Source organism: Winogradskyella ouciana, assembly GCF_965284585.1.
Lineage (GTDB): Bacteria > Bacteroidota > Bacteroidia > Flavobacteriales > Flavobacteriaceae > Winogradskyella > Winogradskyella ouciana.
This window is the reverse complement of record NZ_OZ260095.1, coordinates 1,159,590-1,182,383: the sequence shown is the minus strand read 5'-3', so window position 1 is coordinate 1,182,383 and position 22,794 is coordinate 1,159,590. Positions and strand designations below refer to the sequence as shown.

Here is a 22,794-nt window from a genome sequence, read left to right as displayed (position 1 = left end):
ATGATTTAACGTTTTTCTACAATACTTTTAAAATTTTAATCTCTTGATTCTTGAATTGTATTTTGTCGCCCTCAGCTTTAGACATTAATAATTTACCTATTGGTGTGACAGGCGAAATAGCAAAAAAGCATTGCTCGTTTATTTTAATTTCTCCTACACTAATCGCTAAAAAATAATTAGATTGAGAAGTATAAACCACAGAGCCTAAAGCAACTGTGTTTTGAATAGTCTCTGGATTTATTTTGTTTAATAATTCGAATTGCATTTGGATTTCAGCAAGTTGTTGACCTGCTTTTTCGCGCTCAAGTTGAAGCATAGCTCTACCTGTTTCGTGTTTATCGCCAGCACTACTTTTGGTTTCCGATTGAAGAGCGTTCTGAATATCTGAAATGCTATTCTGAATAACTTTTAATCGGCTATCTATAAGCGCTTTGCATTTGTTATGAAGTTGTTGTTTGGTGTTCATTCTATTAAGTTTGCAAGTTCTTTACCCACTAAACTACCAATGGCAACTCCCATTCCGCCTAATCTTACTCCGCAATATACATTATTGCTTAATTGTTTTACAATGGCGCTCTTTTGTTCTCCAACTCCCATAATACCAGACCATTGATAGTCAATCTTATAATCTATATTTGGCAAAATCATTGTTCTAAGTAATTCGTTTAGTTTACTCTGAATAATATGTGTTTTACCAAACTCTTGGGTTTCCTCGGTTTTAAAATCTAGGTGACGTCCGCCTCCAAGTAATATTCTATCATCAATATTTCTAAAATAATAATAGCCTCTATCGAGGTGAAACGTTCCTTTAATATGAAGATTTTTTATCGGTTCGGTAACTAAAACTTGTGCTCTTGCGGGTTTTACGTTTTGATTTATCAGTTTTGAGGCGAATCCGTTAGTGGCTATTAACAATTTTGAAGTTGAGAACTCGAAGTTGTCAGTCTTAATTTTCACCTTATCAATATCTTCTGAAAAACCTTTAACATTGCAGTTGTTCAATATTTTTATACCAGACTTCAGCGCCTTTAACAGTAGGGCTTCCATCATTTTTCCTGTATCAATCTGTCCTTCAAATTGATTAAAACTATAATGAGGTTTTATTTTTAGAAAATTGAAAAGATTTTCCTTAAATGAAAAAACATCAGCTTTAAAAATTGGCTGCAGAAGCTTATTGATGTATTGTTGCTTACCTACACATAAATCATATAGTTCTTTATCTTCACTTAAGAATAATTCATAGCCTCCTTTATTTTGATATTGAATAACCTCATCTCCTAAAGTTTTTCTAAGTAAACTTAATCCATCAACTCTTTTTTTAACAAGCTGAAAAACCTCTTCTTCTGAATGGCTCTCTAAATCATCTATTATCTCACTAAGACTTCCAAAACAAGCAAAACCAGCATTTTTAGTGCTTGCACCTTGTGGCAAAGTTCCTTTTTCCAAAATTAGAATTTTAGAATTAGGGAACTTCTTTTTTAATTCTAAGGCACAGTTTAGACCTACGATTCCGCTTCCAACGATCGTAAAATCAATGTTAGATAACCATGTCTTTATTTCCCAATATGATAAATTCATGTTATAAAAAAAAGCTCCTAATGTTAGGAGCTTTTTATTAATAAATTAAATAGTTAATCAACTACTATTTTCTTCGTCACTTTTTGAGGGCCATCAGAAATGTTTAACAGGTAAACACCAGATTCTGCATTCGTCAATTGAATAACTTCATCAAACCTACCGATACTATTATACGTGTTCTCAAAAATAGCTCTACCTCTAATATCATAAACCTGAATAGTAATATCCTCACCTGACTTAGGGCTAAAACCAATATTAAAAGTGCCGTTATTAGGATTTGGATAAACACTAAGGTTATCAATTATGCTCTCGTCTATACTTAAATTATTCATTACGTTCAGCGTATAGTCCTCTACTTCACCATCAAATCCTATCTCACACGATGTTGGGAAGTCATTTCCTGTTGGTGGTGAGTATTTTGCACTTACTCGCATTATTGTGGTACCAGAGGCCGCATCTGTTGGGACTGAAACGGTTAACGGTGAGCTGGTAGTTGGTTGATCTACGACGTTAGCCGTATCACCCATATCATATTCTTCTCCTGGGTCGTCAAAAGAACAGTTTTGGTTCCAATCGATCCAAACTCTAGTAATTACAAGAAAATTACCATCGGTATTTATATTCACTGTTAAATCATAATTTTGGCCAGCTTCGACGTCAGTTGATTGGCTAGTGAAATCAGAGTATGGTGCCGTTTTAGCACCTGGTGATGAGTTGTTTATTGTGTTAAAGTTTACTCCTGTTACTCTCGTTTGGAAACTTAAATCACCTTCTGAAGGGCAAAGGCTGCTTGTAATTGTTAGGTCAACAGAAGCTTGTTCTGTAACCGAGCTCGAAGTACCTGTTAAGGTCATCGTATAAGTATTATTAGCCAGAGAACTAATATTTGAGAGCGTTAAAGTAACAGTACCATCAGAGTTCAAGGTAGTAGGGCTCAAATCAGAACTTACACCTGGCGGAACACCTGATACACTAAAGTTCGTGGTTTCCGAAAACCCTTGAATAGTATTGTAAGAAAACATATAAACGGCCTCTGTATCGTTGTTTGGACATGTTACTATTTCTTGTGGATCTGCAATTAGATTGAAACCAGGACTAGCCGGTTGGCAAACATTTGGTTTAATATCTGCCTGTATACTAGATATGTAAGCTTCTGCGAATGTCATTTGATCTTGGCTAAACATATACATACAGGCATCATTAACATAATCCATATAATTCATGGTTAATGCAGGTTGACCAGGTGTACATGAAGGAACTGATGTTGGTGGGTTAGGACATCCATAGGTGCTGTTAGCAACTTCTGGTGTATCTGCAATACCATCTCCTCCAGAACCACAAGTACCGCCACCATCTGCATTAAATGTATGATTAAGACCGAAAAAATGCCCCAGTTCATGTGTTGTTGTTCTACCTAAATTATAAGGTGCTCCAGGAACTACAGACGTACAACCTGCACCCGAACCGAATGCGTTATTATCCATAGTAACAGCGTCGCCATCCGAAATATCTCCAAACAATGGTGAAAAACCTAAGGCTCCAATATTTCTAATCACAAAATTAAGATAGCCACTCCAGTTGCCATCTGTATTACTACCACCGCCAAAATTGTAGCCAATGGTAATACAAGGGTTTCCTTCTAGTAGCTCTGGGTCCAATCCTGTTGGGTGGTTGGATGTTGCAATACAAAATGATATGTTAGCCACACCTGCACTAGTGCCAGGATACTGGCTACTAATTGCGTTCCAGCTTGAAATATCTGAGTTTGTTGCAGTGTAATCAGCATTTAATATATCAATCTGGTTTTGAGCTAACGCTTCTAAACAAGATCTCTCTGCTTCACTAGCTTCAGGAAAGTGAACTGCAACAGGAATTTCTATAGTTCCGCCGCGTTGATATAAATCGCTGTTGTTAAGATAGTTTTGTAGTCTCTGTTTTAAAGCCTTTTGTTTTTCCTCGTATTGTCTGGCATACTCAGGATCTTTCATCATTTCTTCCATATATTCTTCCATACCGCAACGGTCTTGGGCATGACTATTAAATGGAACAGCCGCCAACAGCAGTCCTAGTAAAACACAAAGTGTAAAGTTTTTCATGTGATGATATTTAATTATTAATAACCGTAGGTTAGACTCAAATTTAAGCAATTTTGACAAATTGAAGCTTTTTTAAGCTTTTAAAGTTTACCCTACAAAAAAACCCAAGTTTAAACTTGGGCTTTAATTTTATTCTGATTCTTCTTTAATCTTAAAATCTTCCATAAACTTGGTGGTGTAATTACCAGCCAAATAGTCTGGATGCTCCATTAATTGTCGATGAAATGGAATTGTAGTTTTTATACCCTCAATAACAAATTCATCTAAAGCACGCTTCATTTTGTTGATGGCCTCTTCACGAGTCTGTGCCGTTGTAATCAATTTTGCAATCATAGAATCATAATTCGGAGGTATACTATAACCAGCATAAACATGTGTGTCTAGTCGTACTCCGTGACCACCTGGTGCGTGGAGCGTCGTAATCTTTCCGGGTGATGGTCTGAAATCGTTAAACGGATCTTCAGCATTGATTCTACATTCTATGGAGTGCAGGTTTGGTGTATAGTTTTTACCAGAAATCGGCACTCCGGCTGCAACCAATATTTGTTCTCTAATAAGGTCAAAATCTATAACCTGTTCAGTAATTGGATGCTCAACTTGAATACGCGTATTCATCTCCATAAAATAGAAGTTTCTATGCTTATCCACTAAAAACTCCACAGTTCCCGCGCCTTCGTACTTGATGTATTCTGCAGCCTTAACTGCAGCCTTACCCATTTTTGTTCTCAACTTGTCGGTCATAAACGGAGATGGTACTTCTTCCGTTAATTTTTGGTGTCGACGTTGAACAGAACAGTCTCTTTCGGATAAATGGCATGCTTTACCTCTCGAATCACCTACTATTTGAATTTCTATATGTCTAGGTTCTTCAATGAGTTTCTCCATATACATATCGTCATTCCCAAAAGCTGCTTTAGACTCTTGTCTTGCAGAATCCCATGCCTCTTTTAAGTCTTCTGGCTTCCATACGGCTCGCATCCCTTTTCCACCTCCACCTGCGGTTGCCTTTAACATTACAGGATATCCTGTGGACTTGGCAACTTTTTTGCATTCATCAAAATCTGCAATAATTCCGTCACTTCCTGGTACGCATGGCACTCCTGCCGCTTTCATAGTTGCTTTGGCAGTCGCTTTGTCTCCCATTTTAGAAATCATCTCTTCTGATGCTCCAATAAATTTAATACCGTGTTCCTCGCAGATTTTTGAGAACTTAGCATTCTCAGATAAAAAACCATAACCTGGGTGGATTCCATCAGCATTTGTGATTTCTGCGGCTGCAATTATATTGGATATCTTTAAATATGATTCGCTGCTGGGAGGTGGGCCAATGCAAACTGCTTCATCTGCAAACTTTACGTGCAGACTTTCAGCGTCTGCAGTTGAATAAACCGCAACGGTCTTAATGCCCATTTCTTTACAGGTTCTAATAACACGTAATGCTATTTCGCCTCTATTGGCAATTAGTATTTTTTTAAACATAACTTTAGTTTTAAAAATTCAACTTCCAAGCACCAAAATCCAATAATTTGGGTTTTGGTCCCGAAATAACGGGAGTAGATTGGAATTTTCAATTGTTATGATGGATCAACCAAAAATAGTGGTTGGTCAAATTCAACTGGAGAAGAGTCATCTACTAAGACTTTTACAATCTTACCAGAAACCTCAGATTCTATTTCGTTAAATAATTTCATTGCCTCAATGACACAAAGCACATCTCCTTCTTTTATTTCAGTACCTACCTCTACAAAAACTGGTTTGTCTGGAGATGGTTTACGATAAAATGTACCTATTATGGGTGACTTTATAGTAATATATTTAGAATCATCATTTGCTGAGGCAGCTGGAGCAGAAGCCTCTTGTGGTGCTGCGGCAGGTGCTGGTGCGGGAGCGTGTTGAACCATAGGCGCAGACTGCACTGGTACCTGCTGAACAATAGTGGTATCGTTTTCTGAACCTGTTCTGATGGTAATTTTAACATCATCCATTTCTAGCTTAACTTCGCTTGCACCAGATTTGGCCACAAACTTAATTAAGTTCTGAATTTCTTTTAAATCCATAGTTTTTAGATTATTTGTTCGTTAGTTATATTAGTTAGGATTATAAGCCCATTTAAAATAAATTGAGCCCCAAGTAAATCCACCGCCAAAAGCAGCGAATATAATATTATCCCCTTTTTTTAATTGGGATTCGTAGTCGTATAATAATAATGGTAATGTTGCAGACGTAGTGTTACCATATTTCTGTATATTCATCATTACCTTTTCATTTTCTAGATTGATACGTTGTGCCGTAGCGTCTATGATTCTTTTATTAGCTTGGTGAGCAGCCAACCAAGAAATGTCATTATTAGTAAGATTGTTTCTTTTTAAAATGCGCTCAGTTACATCTGCCATATTAAAAACTGCATTTTTAAATACGGTCCTCCCATCTTGAAAAACATAATGCTTTCCTTCATTGAAGGTGTTTTCGTTGATTGGATAAGACGAGCCACCATATGTGGCTTGTAAAAATTCTCGTCCTTCCCCATTACTTCTTAATAACTCATCTTGCAAACCAAACCCTTCTTCGTTAGGTTCAAATAATACAGCGCCTGCGCCATCACCAAAAATGATACAAGTAGCTCGATCTTCGTAATTAATAAATGATGAGTTTTTATCTGCTCCTATTAAAAGAATTTTTTTATAACGCCCAGACTCTATGTAAGCTGCTGCCGTTGACATACCAAAAAGGAAGCTAGAACAAGCCGCTTCAAGATCATAGGAAAATGCATTTACGGCACCGATTTGAGTTGCTGTATAAGCTGCGGTTGAGGCAGCTTTCATGTCTGGAGTAGCTGTTGAGACTATGACCAAATCAATCTCTTTAGGGTCTAATCCTTTTTTACTGATAAGATCTTCAGCAGCTTTTATGGCTAAAAATGAGGTTCCTTTTCCTTCTTCTTTAAGAATTCTTCGCTCTTTAATTCCCGTACGTGTGGTAATCCATTCGTCATTTGTGTCAACCATAGTTTCAAGAACCTTATTTGATAACACAAAGTCAGGAAGATAGCCTCCTACAGCTGTGATTGCCGCTGTGATTTTACTCATTGTTAGGATTTAGTTAATTAAAATTAGTTGAAAAAAGACAAAACCAATGCTTTTTTAGCCAATTTTCCTCATTTTTTGGCAAATAATTATACAAATTAAGTGGTTTTTGGCTTATTCAGAAAATAATAACAAAAAAAACGCTCACAAGTGAGCGTTTTATTATATGCGTGCATAATAGTTATGCTAAGTTCTCTTCTTCAGTAGAGTTGTCTATTAGAACTTGTCCTCTGTAATAAAGTTTACCTTCGTGCCAATGTGCTCTATGGTACAAATGTGGCTCACCTGTTGTAGGGCAAGTTGCTATTTGAGGTACGGAAGCTTTATAGTGTGTTCTTCTCTTGTCTCTTCTTGTTCTAGATATTTTGCGTTTAGGATGTGCCATTTTAAATGTTATTTATCCGTTAATAGTTTTTTTAAATTATTCCAACGAGGGTCTATATCCTCTGATGATTTTGTTTTTGAGTCCTCCTTTGGACTTAATTCTTCTAATTTTGAAAGTATTTCTGACTTTAATGTTCCATCTTCAACACCTGGATGAACTCGTTTTGCTGGTACTGCTAAAACAATAAGCTCATAAATATACTGAGCTATATTAATTTCATACTCACCATGAGGCACAATCAAAATGTCCTCATTGTCGTCGTTATATTCTGCACCGAACTTTACAACCAATTTAAACTCATCCTCAACAACCTGATTATAAGGCTCATTGGTTAAGTCGCAATTTACATTGACATGTCCAGAAGCAGAAAAATACAACTCCAAAAGCGTCGTTTTCTTAATGAGTTTTAGATCGATTTTCACATCAACTTCATTAAACTCATCGTATTCAAAATTCTGAAAGAACGTATTGTCTATATTAAAATCAAAATTGTGCTCTCCTTCTTTTAACCCAACGAATTGGATTGTATATTCTTTTAATGCCTTCATTACCACACTCATTTTGAGCGTGCAAATATATAAATTTTTAGTTATTTAAAGCCTAGATATCAACAAAATTTGTTAATATCTATTTTGAGGCTTTCTTTAGTGGGTCTTTGCTATAATGATTAAAATCCTGTCTATTTCTGTAAATCTTAATTGCAGTATAAATAGCTTGCTTAAATGAACTTTCGTCAGCAGTGCCTTTTCCCGCAATTTCATAGGCTGTGCCATGGTCTGGTGATGTTCTTACCTTGTCTAACCCAGCAGTGAAATTTACACCTTTTCCAAACGCAATAGTTTTAAAAGGGATGAGCCCTTGATCGTGATAAGATGCAATTACGGCATCAAAACTTTCGTAATTATTTGAGCCAAAGAAACTATCCGCAGAATATGGTCCATAAACCAAGTTGCCATCAGCTTTAATTTTTTCTAATGTAGGTTTTAAAATTGTGTCATCCTCATTACCGATAACACCATTATCTCCTGCATGTGGATTTATTGCCAAAACAGCTATTTTAGGCCTTCTAATATTAAAATCTTGCTTTAAGGATTTAGTTACTGTAGCAATTTTATCTTGGATTAAATCTTCCGTAATATGATTGCTGGCATCTTTTAAAGGCACGTGATCGGTTAAAAGTCCTACGCGCAGTTCTTCAGATACCATAAACATCAAACTTTTACCATTTAAAGCTCGTGCCAGATAATCCGTGTGGCCTGGAAAATTGAATTTATCTGATTGGATATTGTGTTTATTTATAGGAGCGGTAACTAAAACATCTATGGCTCCATCCTTTAGAGCGTTGGTTGCAGCTTCAAGTGATTTTATGGCATATTCCCCTATTCTTTTATCCTCTTTACCAAATTCAATTTTTACCGGTTCTTGCCACACATTGACCACATTGACTTTTCCATGGGCAATTTTATTTACATCATCAATATTAAAAAAGTTGATTTTACTTTTAAAATGATTCTTAAAAAATTGCATCGTCTTGCCTGATGCAAAAATCACGGGTGTATTTAGTTCTAACACCCTCGGGTCTTCATAAGTTTTTATGATGATTTCCGGTCCTATACCATTGAGGTCACCAATAGAAATACCAACAATAACTTTTTCTTCTTTCTTCATAATAAGTGATTCTCCTATTTTTTTATTAAAATTGGTGATTGAGTTAAGTGGTGTACTTAACTTTGCTGATGCAAATTTAACCAAATAAAGCACATACTATGTTTACGGGTATCATTGAAGATTTAGGAACTGTTCAAAAATTAGAAAAAGAAGATGGCAATCTTCATTTAACATTGGGTTCTTCAATTACCAATGAATTAAAGATTGATCAAAGTGTTGCTCATAACGGCATTTGCTTAACCGTGACAGGTATAGAAAACAATAATTATACTGTAACCGCTATAAAAGAGACCTTGGATAAAACCAATTTAGATTCTCTTAAAAAAGGTGATGTGATGAATTTAGAACGTGCCATGAAATTAGGTGACCGCTTAGATGGACACATTGTACAAGGTCATGTTGACCAAACTGCAAAATGTATATCGGTTGAGGAGGAAAATGGAAGTTGGTTGTTTACTTTTAACTACGATAAGAGCCTCAATAATGTAACTATAGAAAAGGGTTCAATTACAGTGAATGGTGTTAGCTTAACTGTTGTAAACTCTAAGACAAATCAATTCTCTGTAGCGATAATTCCTTTTACGTATGAGCATACCACCTTCAACACCTTAAAAGTTGGTGATGATGTAAACCTTGAGTTTGATGTAATAGGTAAATATATTAAGCGTCTTAATGATCTAAGACACTAAGCGGTTTTTTTTGAAATTGTATAAGCTTTATAAATCCCGAAGCTTAGGGCAACTAAAAATAGCGCCACAACTCCACTGTCAATTGGCAGTCCCGGAGGAGGAGGAGGCATAGGCGGAGGAGGCGTAGCTCCCTGAGCCATAGATATGAAACCTACGAAGAAAAATAAGATTGAGGCTAACATATTTTTATTCTGCATGTGATAATTTAAGCTGTAAATGTATAAAAAAAACCTATCTAACAAAACTAATTCAACTAAAAAACGTCTTTGAACGGTAAATATTGTCGATGAAATGCATAAAATGAGCTTAAATTAGGGAAGATACGCACATTTCACATGAACACTTAACACAAATATAATATTTATTCCTTATTCGATGAATACTCAACAGCCTTTAATTCATTAAAAGCTAAGAATATAATAATAAAAAAAGCTGCTTCAAATTAATGAGGCAGCTTTTAATTTGTGGTCCCACCTGGGCTCGAACCAGGGACTTTCTGATTATGAGTCAGATACTCTAACCAACTGAGTTATAGGACCTATTGGTAAAACCAATCTCTCTATTTCTAAAGAGTGTGCAATATTACTATATATTTTAAAACTCTACAAGAATTTTAATCGCTAATGTCTTGGCATAACTCTACTAACACACCGTTGGTAGATTTTGGGTGTAAAAAAGCAATCAGCTTGTTGTCTGCTCCTTTTTTTGGAGTTTTATGAATCATTTTGAAGCCCTCTTTTGTCAAACGTTCAATTTCTTTTTCAATATCACTTACCGCAAAAGCAATATGGTGAATGCCCTCTCCCTTTTTTTCAATAAACTTTGCAATTGGGCTATCTTCATTGGTGGCTTGTAGCAACTCAATCTTATTCGGTCCACATTTAAAAAAAGATGTTTTAACACCTTCGCTTTCTACATCTTCAATTTTGTAGTGCGGTTTTCCAAAAAGGGCCTTAAACAATTGATTCGAATTCTCAATATCCTTTACGGCAATGCCAATGTGTTCAATTTTCTTCATTTTAAAACAATTTCAGTCTCCTTGAAGCGGAAATCTGCTTAATATTTACCTTCAAAAATACTATAATACTATAATATGCTATACTTTTGCATCATGGAAAGTAACAGACAGAAAAAAATAGCAGGTATTTTACAGCAAGACTTGGCAGAGGTTTTGCAGCGTGCTGCTGCAGATGGTGGATTGAAAGGGGTTATCATATCTGTTTCAAAAGTGAGCGTTACCGCAGATTTATCTATTGCTAAAGTTTACCTCAGTATTTTTCCAAATAAAGAGGCTAAAGAATTATTGGAAGGCGTTAGGTCTAATACTCCATTAATACGTCACGAATTGGCACAACGCACAAGGCATCAGCTAAGACGTATGCCTCAACTCGAATTCTTTATAGATGACTCGTTAGAATATATCGATGGCATTGAGCGTTCTCTTAAAGGAGGCGACAACCCTCTTGAGGATCCTGATTTGTTAGGTAAGCGCAAAAAATCTTAAGTGAATTTTTCCCTATATATAGCAAAACGTTACCTGTTTTCTAAAAGCAGTAACAATGCTATAAATATTATGACGCTTATCGCTTCTGGTGGTGTTGTTATTGCTTCGGCTGCTTTATTTATTGTGCTTTCTGTTTTTGCAGGCCTTAAGGATTACAGCCTTCAGTTTTCATCTTTTGTAGATCCAGACTTAAAATTGCTTCCTTCAGAAGGTAAATCGTTTCTTTTTACAGATGATGATGTTTCTAAGTTCAATTCCATTGACGGTATCGCGTTTTATTCTGAAATTATAGAGGAACGTATCATTATAAAGTCTGAAAACAAAAATCTCCTTGCCACTTTAAAAGGTGTGGATTCTAATTTTTTGAATGTTACCAATGTAGACTCTATGGTAACAAAAGGTAGTTGGATTTCGCCTGAAAGCAACGATGTGGTCTCAGGTTGGGGAATTTCCAATAAACTATCTTTTGGTATCCTTGATTACAGAAAAGCGTTATCATTATATGTACCTAAGCCGGGAAAAGGACAATCGAGCTCGCTAAAAAGTATTTATAATTCTGCTTACGTAAACAATGTCGGACTTTTTGATATTAACGAGGAACTCAATTCAGAATATGTGTTTTCGGGTATTGAATTAGCCAAGCAACTGTTGAACTATAAGGAAAATCAAATTAGCGCGGTAGAATTAAAATTAAATCCAAATGCTAACGAAAGTGATGTTAGAGCCGAAATCAACTCAAGTTTCCCAAATCGTTTCACTATTAAAAACAGAGAACAACTCAATGACGCACTTTTTAAAATGCTGAATACTGAAAACCTTGCAATTTACCTCATCTTTACTTTGGTGATTATTATTGCGCTTTTTAACGTTATAGGCGCTATCATTATGATGATTTTAGATAAGAAAAAGTCTCTAAACACGCTTTTTAACTTGGGTACAGAACCCAAAAACATTAAATCTATTTTCTTTTGGCAAGGCAGTTTAATGACAATGTTTAGCGGTATAATCGGTGTAGCCCTTGGGTTGCTTATTGTCTTTTTCCAACAATCTTTTGAGTTGGTAATGCTCACGCCTGAATTACCTTATCCGGTAAGATTAAATGCGTTTAATGTACTTATAGTTTTGGCAACAATTTTTGCGCTAGGTGTTGTGGCTTCTCGAATTGCATCACAGAGAATTACTAAAAGCCTTATACAAGGTTAATCTAAGCGAACTGGTAGTCTGCAAATTTTTCCAATACTTCGTCAAACGCATCAAACACATCTTTAGAATCATCACTGGTGACCATTTTCATTCTATATTCCTTAAAGTTAGGAATACCTTTAAAGTAGTTGGTGTAGTGTCTTCGGGTTTCAAAAACACCAAGTTTTTCACCTTTCCAATCAATGGACATTTGTAAATGGCGTCTCGCTGCTTCTACACGCTCTGGCATTGAGATTGGTGGCAGGTGTTCTCCCGTTTTAAAGTAGTGTTTAACTTGCTTAAAAAACCATGGGTTACCAATGGTTGCTCTACCGATCATGGCGCCATCCAACCCATAACTGTCTCGCATTTCTGCAGCACGTTCTGGTGTGTTTACATCACCATTTCCAAACACAGGTATGTGCATTCTAGGATTGTTTTTTACTTCTGCAATAGGTTTCCAATCTGCATTGCCTTTATACATTTGCGCTCTTGTTCTTCCGTGAATTGCAATAGATTTACAACCCACATCCTGAAGGCGTTCCGCAACTTCAACAATTTTTATGGAATCGTAGTCCCAGCCAAGCCTAGTCTTTACGGTTACTGGCAAGTTGGTACGCTTTACCATTTCGGCTGTCAGCTTTTCCATTAAGCAGATGTCCTTTAAAATTCCTGCTCCCGCACCTTTAGAAACAACCTTCTTTACAGGGCAACCGAAATTAATATCAATTATATCTGGATTGGATTTTTCCACAATATCAATGGTCTGCAACATACTATCCATATTGGCCCCAAAAATCTGGATGCCAACAGGGCGTTCTTTTTCGTAAATATCTAGCTTCATAACGCTTTTAGCTGCATTACGAATTAAGCCTTCGCTACTCACAAACTCGGTATAGACCACATCTGCGCCTTGCTCCTTGCACAATGCACGGAAAGGTGGATCGCTAACATCTTCCATCGGTGCCAAAAGCAACGGAAAGTCTGGTAATTCTATGTCTCCTATTTTAACCAAGGCTTATTTTTTATGCAAAGCTAAAGCTTTTTAGAATATTCACTATTTAAGTTAAAGACTTATAACAGCCATAAGCATGTACTACATTTTTTTTATAGATACAAAAAAGCGTTTAAAAGTTAACCTTCGTTGCTATAGTTCTATCTCCGCGTTTTACTATAATGTCTGCCTCATCTCCCTGGTCGAAAACTGAAAGTGCTCGCATATAACTCATCATGTCTGTTACCGTGCTATCACCCAATTTCACTACGATATCTCCTTTTTGCAGTCCTGCGTTATAGGCTGGCGTTTCTTCTCGTGTACCATCAATACGCATGCCTTTGCCGTCATACAAATAATCTGGCACAACACCTAAACCAACTTTAAATCGTGGTGTTTCTTCACTTTCGTTTTTAGTTTTTCTAAAAGCCAATTCTCCGTTATCATCTAAATCTGTTATAACAGAATAGATGTAATCTGAAATTAAACGCATGCCCTCGTAATTTAACTTTTCAGAATCGTCTCCAGGTTTGTGGTAATCTTCATGCTGCCCTGTAAAGAAGTGTAAAACCGGTATATCAATTAAGTAAAATGAGGTGTGATCACTTGGTCCTACTCCACTTTCATTTTCTATGAGTTTAAATTTCTCGTTATTGGCTTTTAATGTTTGCTTAAACAATGGTGATGTGCCAGTACCGTAAACCGCCAATGTGCTATCAGCTTTCATTCTACCAACCATATCCATGTTTATCATGTAATTAATAGAATTGGCATCAATGGTTGGGTTTTTTGAAAAATAATTAGAGCCTAACAAACCCATTTCTTCACCAGAAAATGCCATAAACAGGTAGTTGTTGTTGTCCTTAACTTTAGCGGTATCATTTTTCACTTTTAATCGACTTGCTAAATTCAACATTACTGCAACTCCGCTTGCGTTGTCATCCGCTCCGTTATGTACGGCTTTTTCTTCTCCTCTAAAAAGGGAGCCTTCTCCACCAAAACCTAGGTGATCGTAATGCGCACCAATAACAATTGTGGTCTTGGCACCATTATTAATATAACCAATGACATTGTTACCCGTTATGGTGCTGTCTGCGTTGGTTGTAAACTCTACTTCTTTATGTGGATCTGTTTTTGGTTTAAATGAAAATGGCTGTAAATAACCTTCAGTGCCTTTTGGGTCTAGACCTATTTCCTTATACCGTTTTATTAAATATTCTGCGGCTTTTTTTTCGCCGTCTGTTCCGGTTTGTCGACCTTCAAGTTTATCGTCTGCTAAAAAAGCAATATCTTCCTTTATTTTGCTTTCCGCTACTTTAGGTTCAGTTTTGCAAGAAAGTATCGATGCTAAAACAACAAAAAGGACAATTTTTTTCATCTTAAATCTTATTTTTGCACAAAATTAGGCATTAATAGCCATTTATTATAATTCTTTACTATGAACAGATTAGCTGTTATTGTTTTTGTAAGTCTTTTGTTTTTTTCATGTAAAAACGAAAAGAATTCATCTGATTCAGAGGCATCTTCTGGTGCAACAAAAATGAATGAATCCTTAATATATCCTGAAGAAACCAACTTTAAATCTTTACGCCAAGTCACCTATGGTGGTGATAATGCGGAGGCATATTGGAGTTTTGATGACAAGCAATTGGTTTTTCAATCTAACAATACAAAATGGGGAGTTAATTGCGACCAAATGTTTTTAATGGATGCAGATGAAACCTTTACAGACAGTATTGCACCGCCAATGGTAAGTACAGGAAAAGGGAGAACCACCTGTGCTTATTTTCTGCCAGACAATAAGCACATTATTTACGCTTCTACACATTTGGGAGACGACGAGTGTCCGGAAGTTCCACTAAAAGAAAATGGTAATTACATATGGCCAATTTATGATAGTTACGACATCTTTATTGCGGATTTGGAAGGTAACATAGTAAAGCAGCTGACCGACGAAGTGGGTTATGATGCAGAGCCAACCGTGTCACCAAAGGGCGATAAAATTGTGTTTACCTCTACAAGAAGTGGAGATTTGGAACTTTATACCATGAACCTTGACGGTAGCGACGTAAAGCAAATTACAGATGAATTGGGTTACGATGGCGGAGCATTCTTTTCACCAGATGGCAGCAAACTTATCTTTAGAGCATCACGACCAAAAACAGAGAAAGAAAAGAAAGAATACAAGGACCTACTAGCCAAAGGTCTTGTTGAGCCAAGTGATATGGAATTGTTTATCTGTAATGCTGATGGAAGCGAGATGCGACAATTAACCTTTTTGGGGAATGCCAATTGGAGTCCGTTTTTTCACCCTAGTGGCGAAAAAATATTATTCTCTTCTAATTTTGAAAGTGAAATCGGTTTCCCGTTTAACCTTTATATGATCGATATTGACGGTAAAAACCTAAGACGCGTTACTCATGGTAATACGTTTGAAGCTTTCCCTGTATTTTCTAATGATGGTAAACATTTGATTTTTTCATCTAACCGTAATAACGGAGGGACAAGAGATACCAATTTATTTATTGCAGAGTGGCAAGATTGAGATTCTTCGCTTAGCACTTCGACAAGTTCAGCATGGCACTCTGAATGACAAATTGCATGTTTCAGTTTAAGTCTTTTAAACGCTCGCGCTCCTCTGCGCTTGTGGTGCGTTCATTGGTTTCTAGCTTTGTATTACCAAAGTTATAACGAAAACCAAGTTTAACAAACCTAGTGTCAACATCAACAAAGCTACTACTAGACTGGTTGAGATAATTTGTAGAAGAGTCAAAATCTTGCATGTTAAAGATATCGTCCACTGCTAAGGAAATAATACCCTTTTTATTCAGAATGGACTTTGAGATACTGAGCTCTGAAACCAATCGATTTTTAAGCGTTTGAAATTGTTGCAAGTTTTTTCCTGCCCAAGTAAGTACTAAGCTCACATTTAAACTTCTGTCTTCTAGAAATGACACATTGTTGTATAATATGCTATAGTTAGACCATTGGTCTTGTTTCACAAAACCCTCACCAAAATCAGATTCTTCAGAGATATTATAAAACGATGTAACAAAGTAGAGATTCCATGTGTTTGTTGGGTAGTAATCAAAAAGAAAGTCAAATCCATACTCTATTTTTTTATCCAAATTCACAGGTGTGTAGGCAACAATATTGGTTTGGTTGTTCTGCCTTGGCAACTCTACAATATCACCATCATAGTTCATATAATAAGCCTCAACTGTAAAATGCTCTAAAAAACTGGTTCCTATTTTATAATGATCTCTGTAAGTCGGTACTAGATTAGGGTTACCCAAAACCACCGTGTTTTCATTTAAAAAGAAAGTGAATGGGTTTAAATTCGTATAACTTGGTCTCGTTATGCTTCTTTTGTAGCTAGAGTAAATATTAACATCATCAGAAATGGTGTGCAATAAACTTACGTTGGGAAACCAATTTAAATAATCTTGCGTGTTGGTTTCGCTTAAGCTTAAAGATTCTCCTTCAATATTAGTTTGCTCTGCACGCAAGCCTAGGTTTAACTCCCAACTGTCCCAAGATTTGTTGTAGTTAGAATAAACTGCGAAAACTTTTTCATCATACTTAAACGCATCACTATTCTCCATGTTCACCACTTCATTACCATTAATAATATCGGTTCTTGTAATGTCGCTATCTGTATTAACACTTGAGTATTTCGCTCCAAGATCAAAAGTAGAACTTTCATTGATCGGTAAATTATAGTCCATTTTACCAGTAATAATTTGTGTGTCTTGGTTGGCTAGCGTATTGAATTCTGAGTCATCATCAACTCCGGATTCATCTTGAAACACATTTTGGTCGCGCTCATAATCATAAACTGTATGGTGCACGTTAAAAGTGAGGCTAGCATCATTCTTAAAACCATGTCTAAAAATTAAATTCGTACCAATATTATATTTATTGTCCCTTGATAAGTTATCTGCCGTAAAACTTGACACAAAGTTTTCATTGGCATCAAATATATCGGTCTTGTTTCTTAGTTGATATTTAAAATACGGCGTGTATAAACCTGTGCTCGTTAAACTCAGTGTATTTCTTTCATCAATATAATAATCGAAGTTTAGATTGAGGTTGTGGGTTTCAGACCATGTGTTTCTATTGACATTAGATTTCCAAATCTCTTCTATTTGATTAGAGTCATCTAAAAAATTCACTCTATCGTCTTGGTCTCTATTGATTTTTTGGTTGGTATAACTATAATTTAAGTTTAGGTTGATTTTGTCATTCTTAAAATAATGGCTTGTCCCAGCATTATACCTCGGAAATACTCCTTGCGTAAAATTGGTTTGAATACTTCCTCTGTAACCTGTCACCAGATTTTTGCTCATTATAATATTAATTACCGAGCCACTATCAGCATCGTAGCTAGCAGGTGGATTTGTAATGACCTCCACAGATTTTATACTGTTTGCTGGTGCGCTTTCAAGCAATTGAATGAGTTCATCCGAAGTTAACTGCACCTTACGATTGTTGATATAAACGGCAGCTGGTGCACTTTTAATATTTATACCTCCTTCGCTTATAATGATGCCTGGAGTACTTTTTAAAACTCCGAGAGTTGAGCCCTCTGTCAACGCTGTGTTTTCGACATTAAAAATTAATCGGTCTGGTTTTCTAGTTATGGTTGGGCGTTTGGCCACAACAGTCACCTCGTCTAGGCTTTCTGGTAAGTCGTTAAGTTGAATGGTTTTGATATCTAAGTTCCCGGTGAGTATAACTTTCTGAGCGAAATCTTCATGCCCAATATAGCTAATTCTAACAAAATATGTGGTTGCATCTAAGTTGTCTATTATAAAGAACCCCTTATCATCAGTTGATGTACCCTTGTAGAATTCATCTTCGTTTTCAACTGATAAAATAACATTGGCAAATTCAATAGGGCTACCGTTAGCATCAACCACTTTTCCAGAAAGGGAAAAATCCTGAGCAAAGGCACTTAAAGATAGCACAAAAAGAATTGCGCTAATATAATTTCGTAGGTGAGCAATCATTAGTTAGGTTTGTATCGCAATATAAAGATTGTTTTTTACTTTTTATTATGGTTTTTCCGTAATTCATCAACTGTTTAATGTAGCCTTGGATAGCGTAATGCACAAGAAATCGATTATATTTGCAGTCTTAAAACGCCCTTAGAAAAAGAGAGATGAAGAATATTCGCAATTTTTGCATTATTGCACATATAGACCACGGAAAAAGTACGCTAGCGGATCGATTATTGGATTCCACAGGTTCTGTTACCGATAGAGAAAAACAAGATCAGTTACTGGATAGTATGGATTTAGAGCGCGAACGTGGTATTACCATAAAGTCGCACGCCATACAGATGGATTATGAGTATAATGGTGAAAAATATGTGTTAAATCTTATCGACACTCCTGGTCACGTGGATTTTTCATACGAAGTATCTCGCTCTATTGCGGCTTGTGAAGGAGCACTTTTAATTGTTGATGCTGCGCAAAGTATTCAGGCTCAAACTATTTCTAATTTGTATTTGGCTTTAGAGAATGATCTGGAAATTATTCCTGTATTGAATAAAATAGATTTACCAAGTGCCAATCCTGAAGAAGTAACTGACGATATCGTTGATCTTTTAGGTTGTGACCCTTCTGAGGTGATTCCTGCCAGTGGAAAAACCGGTCTTGGTGTAGAGGATATTCTTTCTGCTATTATTGAACGGATTCCTGCTCCAAAAGGTAATGTTGATGAGCCTTTACAGGCTTTGATTTTTGATTCTGTTTACAATCCTTTTAGAGGTGTTGAAACCTACTTTAGAGTAATAAACGGCTCAATTAAGAAAGGGCAGCACATTAAATTCATTAACACAGGCAAAAGTTATTACGCCGACGAGGTTGGGACTTTAAAATTAAACCAAGTAAAAAAGCAAGAAATCAAAGCTGGTGATGTTGGGTATCTGATTACAGGAATTAAGGATGCGCGCGAAGTAAAAGTTGGTGACACCATTACGGATTCTAAAGAGCCAACCAAAAACGCCATTTCTGGTTTTGAGGATGTAAAGCCTATGGTTTTCGCTGGTATCTACCCTGTTGATACCGAAGACTACGAAGAGCTTAGGACTTCCATGGAAAAATTGCAGCTTAATGATGCATCTTTGGTTTTTGCCCCAGAAAGTTCGGCTGCTTTAGGCTTTGGTTTCCGTTGTGGCTTCTTGGGAATGCTTCACTTGGAAATCATACAAGAGCGTTTAGAGCGTGAGTTTGATATGACGGTTATTACAACCGTACCAAACGTAAGCTATCATGCATTTACCAATAAAAACCCTGACGAGATTGTCATCGTAAACAACCCTTCTGATTTACCAGAGCCTTCAACATTAAATCGTGTTGAAGAACCGTATATTAAAGCCACAATCATAACAAAATCTGACTTTGTTGGCCCTGTGATGAGCCTTTGTATTGAAAAACGTGGGCAAATTACCAACCAAACCTATTTGACCACAGAGCGTGTTGAGCTAAGTTTTGATATGCCTTTGGCAGAGATTGTTTTTGATTTTTATGATCGATTGAAAACCGTTTCAAAAGGATATGCGTCATTTGACTATGCTCCAATAGGAATGCGAGAATCTAAATTGGTGCGTGTAGATATACTTTTAAATGCCCAAACCGTAGATGCGCTTTCCGCATTGATACATGCCGACAATGCTTATACTATTGGTAAAAAAATAACCGAGAAATTAAAAGAGTTAATTCCTAGACAGCAGTTCGATATTCCTATCCAAGCTGCAATTGGTGCGAAAATCATTGCTCGTGAAACGGTTAAGGCATTACGTAAAGATGTTACTGCTAAATGTTATGGTGGTGATATTTCTCGTAAACGTAAACTCCTTGAAAAGCAGAAAAAAGGTAAAAAACGTATGCGACAAGTGGGTAATGTAGAAATACCTCAACAAGCATTTATGGCGGTTTTAAAGTTAAACGACTAATTCTTAGCCTCTTTTTTAGTATCTTGTTTGGTAGGTTTTTGTCCTATGGAAAACCAGCCAAAAAACATACTCATCTGTGAAGATCATCAAATTGTAATTGATGGTCTTGTTTCTATTTTCAAAAATCAAAAGGATTTCAATGTTTTGGGCTATGTAAAAGATGGCAAAGATGTTCTGTCTAAAGTCCAAAATGATAATCCTGACATCCTACTTCTAGACTTAAACCTTCCCAATAAAAATGGGCTAGATATTCTCAATGAGGTGAAGCTTTACAACTCCGAAATTAAGGTTGTTATACTTACCATGTACAATAAGGAGAGTATTGTAAAAAAAGTAAAACAGTGCGGAGGTGATGGGTTCTTATTAAAAAACTGTTCTTCAGATGATTTGCTTCGAGCTTTAGATAGTGTGAGCGAAAAGAAAACATTCTATGTTGGCAAAGGAGTGAACAACTCCATTGAAGAATCCGATGGTTTCACAGAAAAAATAAAGCTTACCAGAAGGGAAAAAGAAATCATTGCAGAATTGGTAAAAGGATATAATGTTCCACAAATTGCCAAGTCTCTATATATTAGCCCTTTTACTGTTGAGACACATAAAAAAAACATATTTAAAAAACTAAATATTCATAATTCTATTGACTTAATAACCTTTGTAAATGATAATAACATGTTTACATAGGCTGGTTTTAAGTCTTCTGTTTTTGAGTTTTGCGTCTTTTCTCAATTTAGACGCTCAAAATGTAGATACTCTTTTTGTGGGTTCAAATTTTGAAAAAAAGAATATAAAAGCCTATTCAAAAATAAATGGTTCAACATCTATCACTCAACGAAACTTTTTTTATTTCGGTTTTAAAAATGAATACAACACTGTTGTGTTCCACATTAAAAATACAGAAAGCGTTAATAAAGATTTGGTGCTGGAGTTTTCTAATGCGCTGATTAGTGAAATTGTTTTGTTGAAGAAAGACAATGAGAGATTTCAAACGGTTAAAAAAACAGGTATTGATTATCCTATCTCCCAAAAGCCTTTGGAGCATAGGCTTTTTGCGTTCCAAATAAAACTAGATCCCCATGAAGCTGCCACTTATCAAATAAAGTTGAAAAAAGAAGAAGGCAAGCCCTTGGTGACTTCAGTTTATTTAAAAAGTTTTCAGGCTTTTAATAAGCAAAATTCAATTCAGCAAACCGTAATTGGCATCTATTTCGGCATTAGTATTTTGTCTATTCTATTCAGTTTGTTTGTGTTCTTTGTTTTAAGAAAAGGGAGTTATCTTATCTACGCACTTTACATTATTTTTCTTGGTTTGTTTATTAGTTCTTACACGGGTTTGTTTTCACAGTTCTTTCTAGACGCTTCAAGTTTTTTTAACAAATACACACATTATGTGCTGTTTAGTGAAATATCAATGTTATTATTTGTGGTCTTTTCACAAAAAATTCTTGAAGCAAAAACCCACATGCCCAAGTTGAAAAAAGCAATAGACATTCTGTTGATTGTACTTGTCTCTATTAGGCTATTAATACACTTTGTTTTTACAGATATTTTTGAAGCATATATTTCAATATTCATGAACTTATGGTATGCAGTTTTTATAGTAATGGTGGTGCTGGTTGCTATAGAAATTGTACTCTATTTTAAAACTAATTTTAAACGATCCTCTCTTTTTGCGTTTGCTTATTTGTTTATGATAGTGGGTGTATGTGTTACCATTCTTTATCATAGTTATGGTCTTATTAATACTATGATTTACGGATTACCTGTTGTTTTTTATTCCTCATTTTTAGAGATCATTTTCTTAACCTTCACTGTGATTTTTATGGTAAAGGATATTTATGATGAGCGCAATTCACTATCAGAAAAGCTCATAGTTGAAGAAAAGAAAAGCCTAAACGCCTTTATAAAAGGGGAAGACAAAGAACGAAAGCGAATAAGCAAAGAACTACACGACAATATTGGCAGTCAATTGGGTTACCTTAAGCGTTTTGTCTCTGATAAATTTAAAGATGGTGCTGTAAGTGAAGCTATTGATAGCTTATGCAATGACGTAAGAAATCTTTCGCACGACATATCTCCCTCAGATTTAAATTTTATCGGGTTCGAAAATGCTGCTTCAGATTTGTCAAAACGACTATCAGAGCAAACTTCCTTGAATATCGATTTTAACAGTTATAATTTTCCCACACAACTTGATGAAAATGTAGAAACCCAACTATATCGTGTGCTTCAAGAGGCAATCAATAATATTATTAAACACGCTAATGCCAAACAGGTAGATATACAGCTTGTTGGGCATGATGAGTATGCAAGCATTAGTATAGAGGATGATGGAAAAGGCTTTAGTACAAGTAATAGAAATATTGGTCTAGGTCTTAAAAATATGAAATCTAGAATCCAGCAAATTGGCGGAACTCTAGAGATTGACTCAACAATAAACAAAGGCACTTCTATAATTATTACAATTCCTCATTTAAAATCTACCTGAATTCTGGTATTGAGTTTGTTCTTTTTCAAGGTTAGCTTTACGATTCAGAATAATTTGCTATTAATTCAATAATCTCTTGGTAAAAACCATCAAGATGTATGTTTTAAATTGATCACTATTATCTTGAGAGAAGGGGCTCTAAATGATTAGAGCCTCTTCGTTTTTTTTA

The 22,794-nt window shown here is 35.8% G+C and carries 21 protein-coding genes and 1 tRNA gene; 7 read left to right on the top strand and 15 right to left on the bottom strand.

Annotated elements, in window-relative coordinates; genetic code table 11:
• Positions 1–16 precede the first annotated feature (16 nt).
• The 9 genes from ACQ65V_RS05320 to pdxA form a co-directional block, all read right to left on the bottom strand.
• A complete protein-coding gene (locus ACQ65V_RS05320; RefSeq protein ID WP_430467147.1) occupies positions 17–466 on the bottom strand; it encodes a 3-oxoacyl-ACP synthase in 450 nt (149 codons plus the stop codon).
• On the bottom strand, positions 463–1,578 hold the full coding sequence (locus ACQ65V_RS05315) for an NAD(P)/FAD-dependent oxidoreductase (RefSeq protein ID WP_430467146.1): 1,116 nt from the start codon (positions 1,576–1,578) through the stop codon (positions 463–465). The genes ACQ65V_RS05320 and ACQ65V_RS05315 overlap by 4 nt, the downstream gene beginning before the upstream one ends.
• Before the next feature lie 53 nt (positions 1,579–1,631).
• The gene (locus ACQ65V_RS05310; RefSeq protein ID WP_430467145.1) at positions 1,632–3,674 is read right to left on the bottom strand and encodes a T9SS type A sorting domain-containing protein; all 2,043 of its coding nucleotides are present in this window, start codon (positions 3,672–3,674) and stop codon (positions 1,632–1,634) included.
• Between the two features lie 129 nt (positions 3,675–3,803).
• Positions 3,804–5,153, bottom strand: a complete 1,350-nt coding sequence (accC, locus tag ACQ65V_RS05305) for an acetyl-CoA carboxylase biotin carboxylase subunit (RefSeq protein WP_155089152.1) — start codon at positions 5,151–5,153, stop codon at positions 3,804–3,806.
• 95 nt (positions 5,154–5,248) lie between these two features.
• Positions 5,249–5,731 carry an acetyl-CoA carboxylase biotin carboxyl carrier protein gene (accB, locus tag ACQ65V_RS05300; RefSeq protein WP_155089153.1) on the bottom strand — a complete coding sequence of 161 codons (483 nt, stop codon included), beginning with the start codon at positions 5,729–5,731 and terminating at the stop codon, positions 5,249–5,251.
• Positions 5,732–5,761: 30 nt separating this feature from the next.
• Positions 5,762–6,760: a beta-ketoacyl-ACP synthase III gene (locus ACQ65V_RS05295; RefSeq protein ID WP_430467144.1), complete on the bottom strand. Its 999-nt coding sequence runs from the start codon at positions 6,758–6,760 to the stop codon at positions 5,762–5,764.
• A gap of 178 nt (positions 6,761–6,938) precedes the next feature.
• Positions 6,939–7,142, bottom strand: a complete 204-nt coding sequence (gene rpmF, locus ACQ65V_RS05290) for a 50S ribosomal protein L32 (protein WP_087492327.1) — start codon at positions 7,140–7,142, stop codon at positions 6,939–6,941.
• Between the two features lie 8 nt (positions 7,143–7,150).
• Positions 7,151–7,690 carry a YceD family protein gene (locus ACQ65V_RS05285; RefSeq protein WP_430467143.1) on the bottom strand — a complete coding sequence of 180 codons (540 nt, stop codon included), beginning with the start codon at positions 7,688–7,690 and terminating at the stop codon, positions 7,151–7,153.
• Between the two features lie 79 nt (positions 7,691–7,769).
• Complete coding sequence (gene pdxA, locus ACQ65V_RS05280; RefSeq protein WP_430467142.1) at positions 7,770–8,810, bottom strand: 4-hydroxythreonine-4-phosphate dehydrogenase PdxA; 1,041 nt, start codon at positions 8,808–8,810, stop codon at positions 7,770–7,772.
• A gap of 98 nt (positions 8,811–8,908) precedes the next feature.
• Here pdxA and ACQ65V_RS05275 point away from each other — a divergent pair, with 98 nt between their 5' ends.
• Positions 8,909–9,499, top strand: a complete 591-nt coding sequence (locus tag ACQ65V_RS05275) for a riboflavin synthase (RefSeq protein WP_430467141.1) — start codon at positions 8,909–8,911, stop codon at positions 9,497–9,499.
• Here ACQ65V_RS05275 and ACQ65V_RS05270 read toward each other — a convergent pair.
• The 3 genes from ACQ65V_RS05270 to mce form a co-directional block, all read right to left on the bottom strand.
• A complete protein-coding gene (locus tag ACQ65V_RS05270) occupies positions 9,496–9,696 on the bottom strand; it encodes a hypothetical protein (RefSeq protein WP_430467140.1) in 201 nt (66 codons plus the stop codon). The genes ACQ65V_RS05275 and ACQ65V_RS05270 overlap by 4 nt on opposite strands.
• A 268-nt stretch (positions 9,697–9,964) precedes the next feature.
• A tRNA-Ile gene (locus tag ACQ65V_RS05265) sits at positions 9,965–10,038 on the bottom strand.
• Positions 10,039–10,112: 74 nt separating this feature from the next.
• Positions 10,113–10,517, bottom strand: a complete 405-nt coding sequence (gene mce / locus ACQ65V_RS05260) for a methylmalonyl-CoA epimerase (protein ID WP_430467139.1) — start codon at positions 10,515–10,517, stop codon at positions 10,113–10,115.
• Between the two features lie 93 nt (positions 10,518–10,610).
• Between mce and rbfA the strand changes: the two genes are divergently transcribed.
• A complete protein-coding gene (gene rbfA / locus ACQ65V_RS05255) occupies positions 10,611–11,003 on the top strand; it encodes a 30S ribosome-binding factor RbfA (RefSeq protein ID WP_155089160.1) in 393 nt (130 codons plus the stop codon).
• Positions 11,004–12,206, top strand: coding sequence for an ABC transporter permease (locus tag ACQ65V_RS05250; RefSeq protein ID WP_430467138.1), 1,203 nt, complete (start codon positions 11,004–11,006; stop codon positions 12,204–12,206).
• Between the two features lies 1 nt (position 12,207).
• Here the strand turns inward: ACQ65V_RS05250 and dusB are convergent, their stop codons facing one another.
• Together dusB and ACQ65V_RS05240 are read right to left on the bottom strand one after the other, a co-directional pair.
• Entirely contained in the window at positions 12,208–13,200 is a 993-nt protein-coding gene (gene dusB, locus ACQ65V_RS05245) for a tRNA dihydrouridine synthase DusB (protein WP_430467137.1), read from the bottom strand.
• A 112-nt stretch (positions 13,201–13,312) separates the two neighbouring features.
• The gene (locus ACQ65V_RS05240) at positions 13,313–14,557 is read right to left on the bottom strand and encodes a M28 family peptidase (RefSeq protein WP_430467136.1); all 1,245 of its coding nucleotides are present in this window, start codon (positions 14,555–14,557) and stop codon (positions 13,313–13,315) included.
• Positions 14,558–14,617: 60 nt separating this feature from the next.
• Here ACQ65V_RS05240 and ACQ65V_RS05235 point away from each other — a divergent pair, with 60 nt between their 5' ends.
• Positions 14,618–15,724, top strand: a complete 1,107-nt coding sequence (locus ACQ65V_RS05235; protein WP_430467135.1) for a TolB family protein — start codon at positions 14,618–14,620, stop codon at positions 15,722–15,724.
• Between the two features lie 61 nt (positions 15,725–15,785).
• On the opposite strand, the gene ACQ65V_RS05230 is transcribed toward ACQ65V_RS05235, so the two are convergent.
• Positions 15,786–18,191 carry a TonB-dependent receptor domain-containing protein gene (locus ACQ65V_RS05230; protein ID WP_430467134.1) on the bottom strand — a complete coding sequence of 802 codons (2,406 nt, stop codon included), beginning with the start codon at positions 18,189–18,191 and terminating at the stop codon, positions 15,786–15,788.
• A 152-nt stretch (positions 18,192–18,343) separates the two neighbouring features.
• Between ACQ65V_RS05230 and lepA the strand changes: the two genes are divergently transcribed.
• From lepA to ACQ65V_RS05215, 3 genes are read left to right on the top strand one after another with little or no spacing between them, the layout of a single operon-like run.
• Positions 18,344–20,140, top strand: coding sequence for a translation elongation factor 4 (lepA, locus tag ACQ65V_RS05225; RefSeq protein WP_155089165.1), 1,797 nt, complete (start codon positions 18,344–18,346; stop codon positions 20,138–20,140).
• Positions 20,141–20,185: 45 nt separating this feature from the next.
• Positions 20,186–20,821 (top strand): response regulator, encoded by a 636-nt coding sequence (locus tag ACQ65V_RS05220; protein ID WP_430467133.1) that lies wholly within the window; start codon positions 20,186–20,188, stop codon positions 20,819–20,821.
• Positions 20,799–22,625, top strand: a complete 1,827-nt coding sequence (locus ACQ65V_RS05215) for a sensor histidine kinase (protein WP_430467132.1) — start codon at positions 20,799–20,801, stop codon at positions 22,623–22,625. Before ACQ65V_RS05220 ends, ACQ65V_RS05215 begins: the two co-directional genes overlap by 23 nt.
• The last annotated feature ends 169 nt before the right edge of the window (positions 22,626–22,794 follow it).

What these genes read in the sequence shown, in the direction of transcription:
- ACQ65V_RS05320 (WP_430467147.1), bottom strand. Translation starts at nt 466, where the DNA reads ATGAACACCAAACAACAACTTCATAACAAATGCAAAGCGCTTATAGAT.
- ACQ65V_RS05315 (WP_430467146.1), bottom strand. Translation starts at nt 1,578, where the DNA reads ATGAATTTATCATATTGGGAAATAAAGACATGGTTATCTAACATTGAT.
- ACQ65V_RS05310 (WP_430467145.1), bottom strand. Translation starts at nt 3,674, where the DNA reads ATGAAAAACTTTACACTTTGTGTTTTACTAGGACTGCTGTTGGCGGCT.
- accC (WP_155089152.1), bottom strand. Translation starts at nt 5,153, where the DNA reads ATGTTTAAAAAAATACTAATTGCCAATAGAGGCGAAATAGCATTACGT.
- accB (WP_155089153.1), bottom strand. Translation starts at nt 5,731, where the DNA reads ATGGATTTAAAAGAAATTCAGAACTTAATTAAGTTTGTGGCCAAATCT.
- ACQ65V_RS05295 (WP_430467144.1), bottom strand. Translation starts at nt 6,760, where the DNA reads ATGAGTAAAATCACAGCGGCAATCACAGCTGTAGGAGGCTATCTTCCT.
- rpmF (WP_087492327.1), bottom strand. Translation starts at nt 7,142, where the DNA reads ATGGCACATCCTAAACGCAAAATATCTAGAACAAGAAGAGACAAGAGA.
- ACQ65V_RS05285 (WP_430467143.1), bottom strand. Translation starts at nt 7,690, where the DNA reads ATGAAGGCATTAAAAGAATATACAATCCAATTCGTTGGGTTAAAAGAA.
- pdxA (WP_430467142.1), bottom strand. Translation starts at nt 8,810, where the DNA reads ATGAAGAAAGAAGAAAAAGTTATTGTTGGTATTTCTATTGGTGACCTC.
- ACQ65V_RS05275 (WP_430467141.1), top strand. Translation starts at nt 8,909, where the DNA reads ATGTTTACGGGTATCATTGAAGATTTAGGAACTGTTCAAAAATTAGAA.
- ACQ65V_RS05270 (WP_430467140.1), bottom strand. Translation starts at nt 9,696, where the DNA reads ATGCAGAATAAAAATATGTTAGCCTCAATCTTATTTTTCTTCGTAGGT.
- mce (WP_430467139.1), bottom strand. Translation starts at nt 10,517, where the DNA reads ATGAAGAAAATTGAACACATTGGCATTGCCGTAAAGGATATTGAGAAT.
- rbfA (WP_155089160.1), top strand. Translation starts at nt 10,611, where the DNA reads ATGGAAAGTAACAGACAGAAAAAAATAGCAGGTATTTTACAGCAAGAC.
- ACQ65V_RS05240 (WP_430467136.1), bottom strand. Translation starts at nt 14,557, where the DNA reads ATGAAAAAAATTGTCCTTTTTGTTGTTTTAGCATCGATACTTTCTTGC.
- ACQ65V_RS05235 (WP_430467135.1), top strand. Translation starts at nt 14,618, where the DNA reads ATGAACAGATTAGCTGTTATTGTTTTTGTAAGTCTTTTGTTTTTTTCA.
- ACQ65V_RS05230 (WP_430467134.1), bottom strand. Translation starts at nt 18,191, where the DNA reads ATGATTGCTCACCTACGAAATTATATTAGCGCAATTCTTTTTGTGCTA.
- lepA (WP_155089165.1), top strand. Translation starts at nt 18,344, where the DNA reads ATGAAGAATATTCGCAATTTTTGCATTATTGCACATATAGACCACGGA.
- ACQ65V_RS05220 (WP_430467133.1), top strand. Translation starts at nt 20,186, where the DNA reads ATGGAAAACCAGCCAAAAAACATACTCATCTGTGAAGATCATCAAATT.
- ACQ65V_RS05215 (WP_430467132.1), top strand. Translation starts at nt 20,799, where the DNA reads ATGATAATAACATGTTTACATAGGCTGGTTTTAAGTCTTCTGTTTTTG.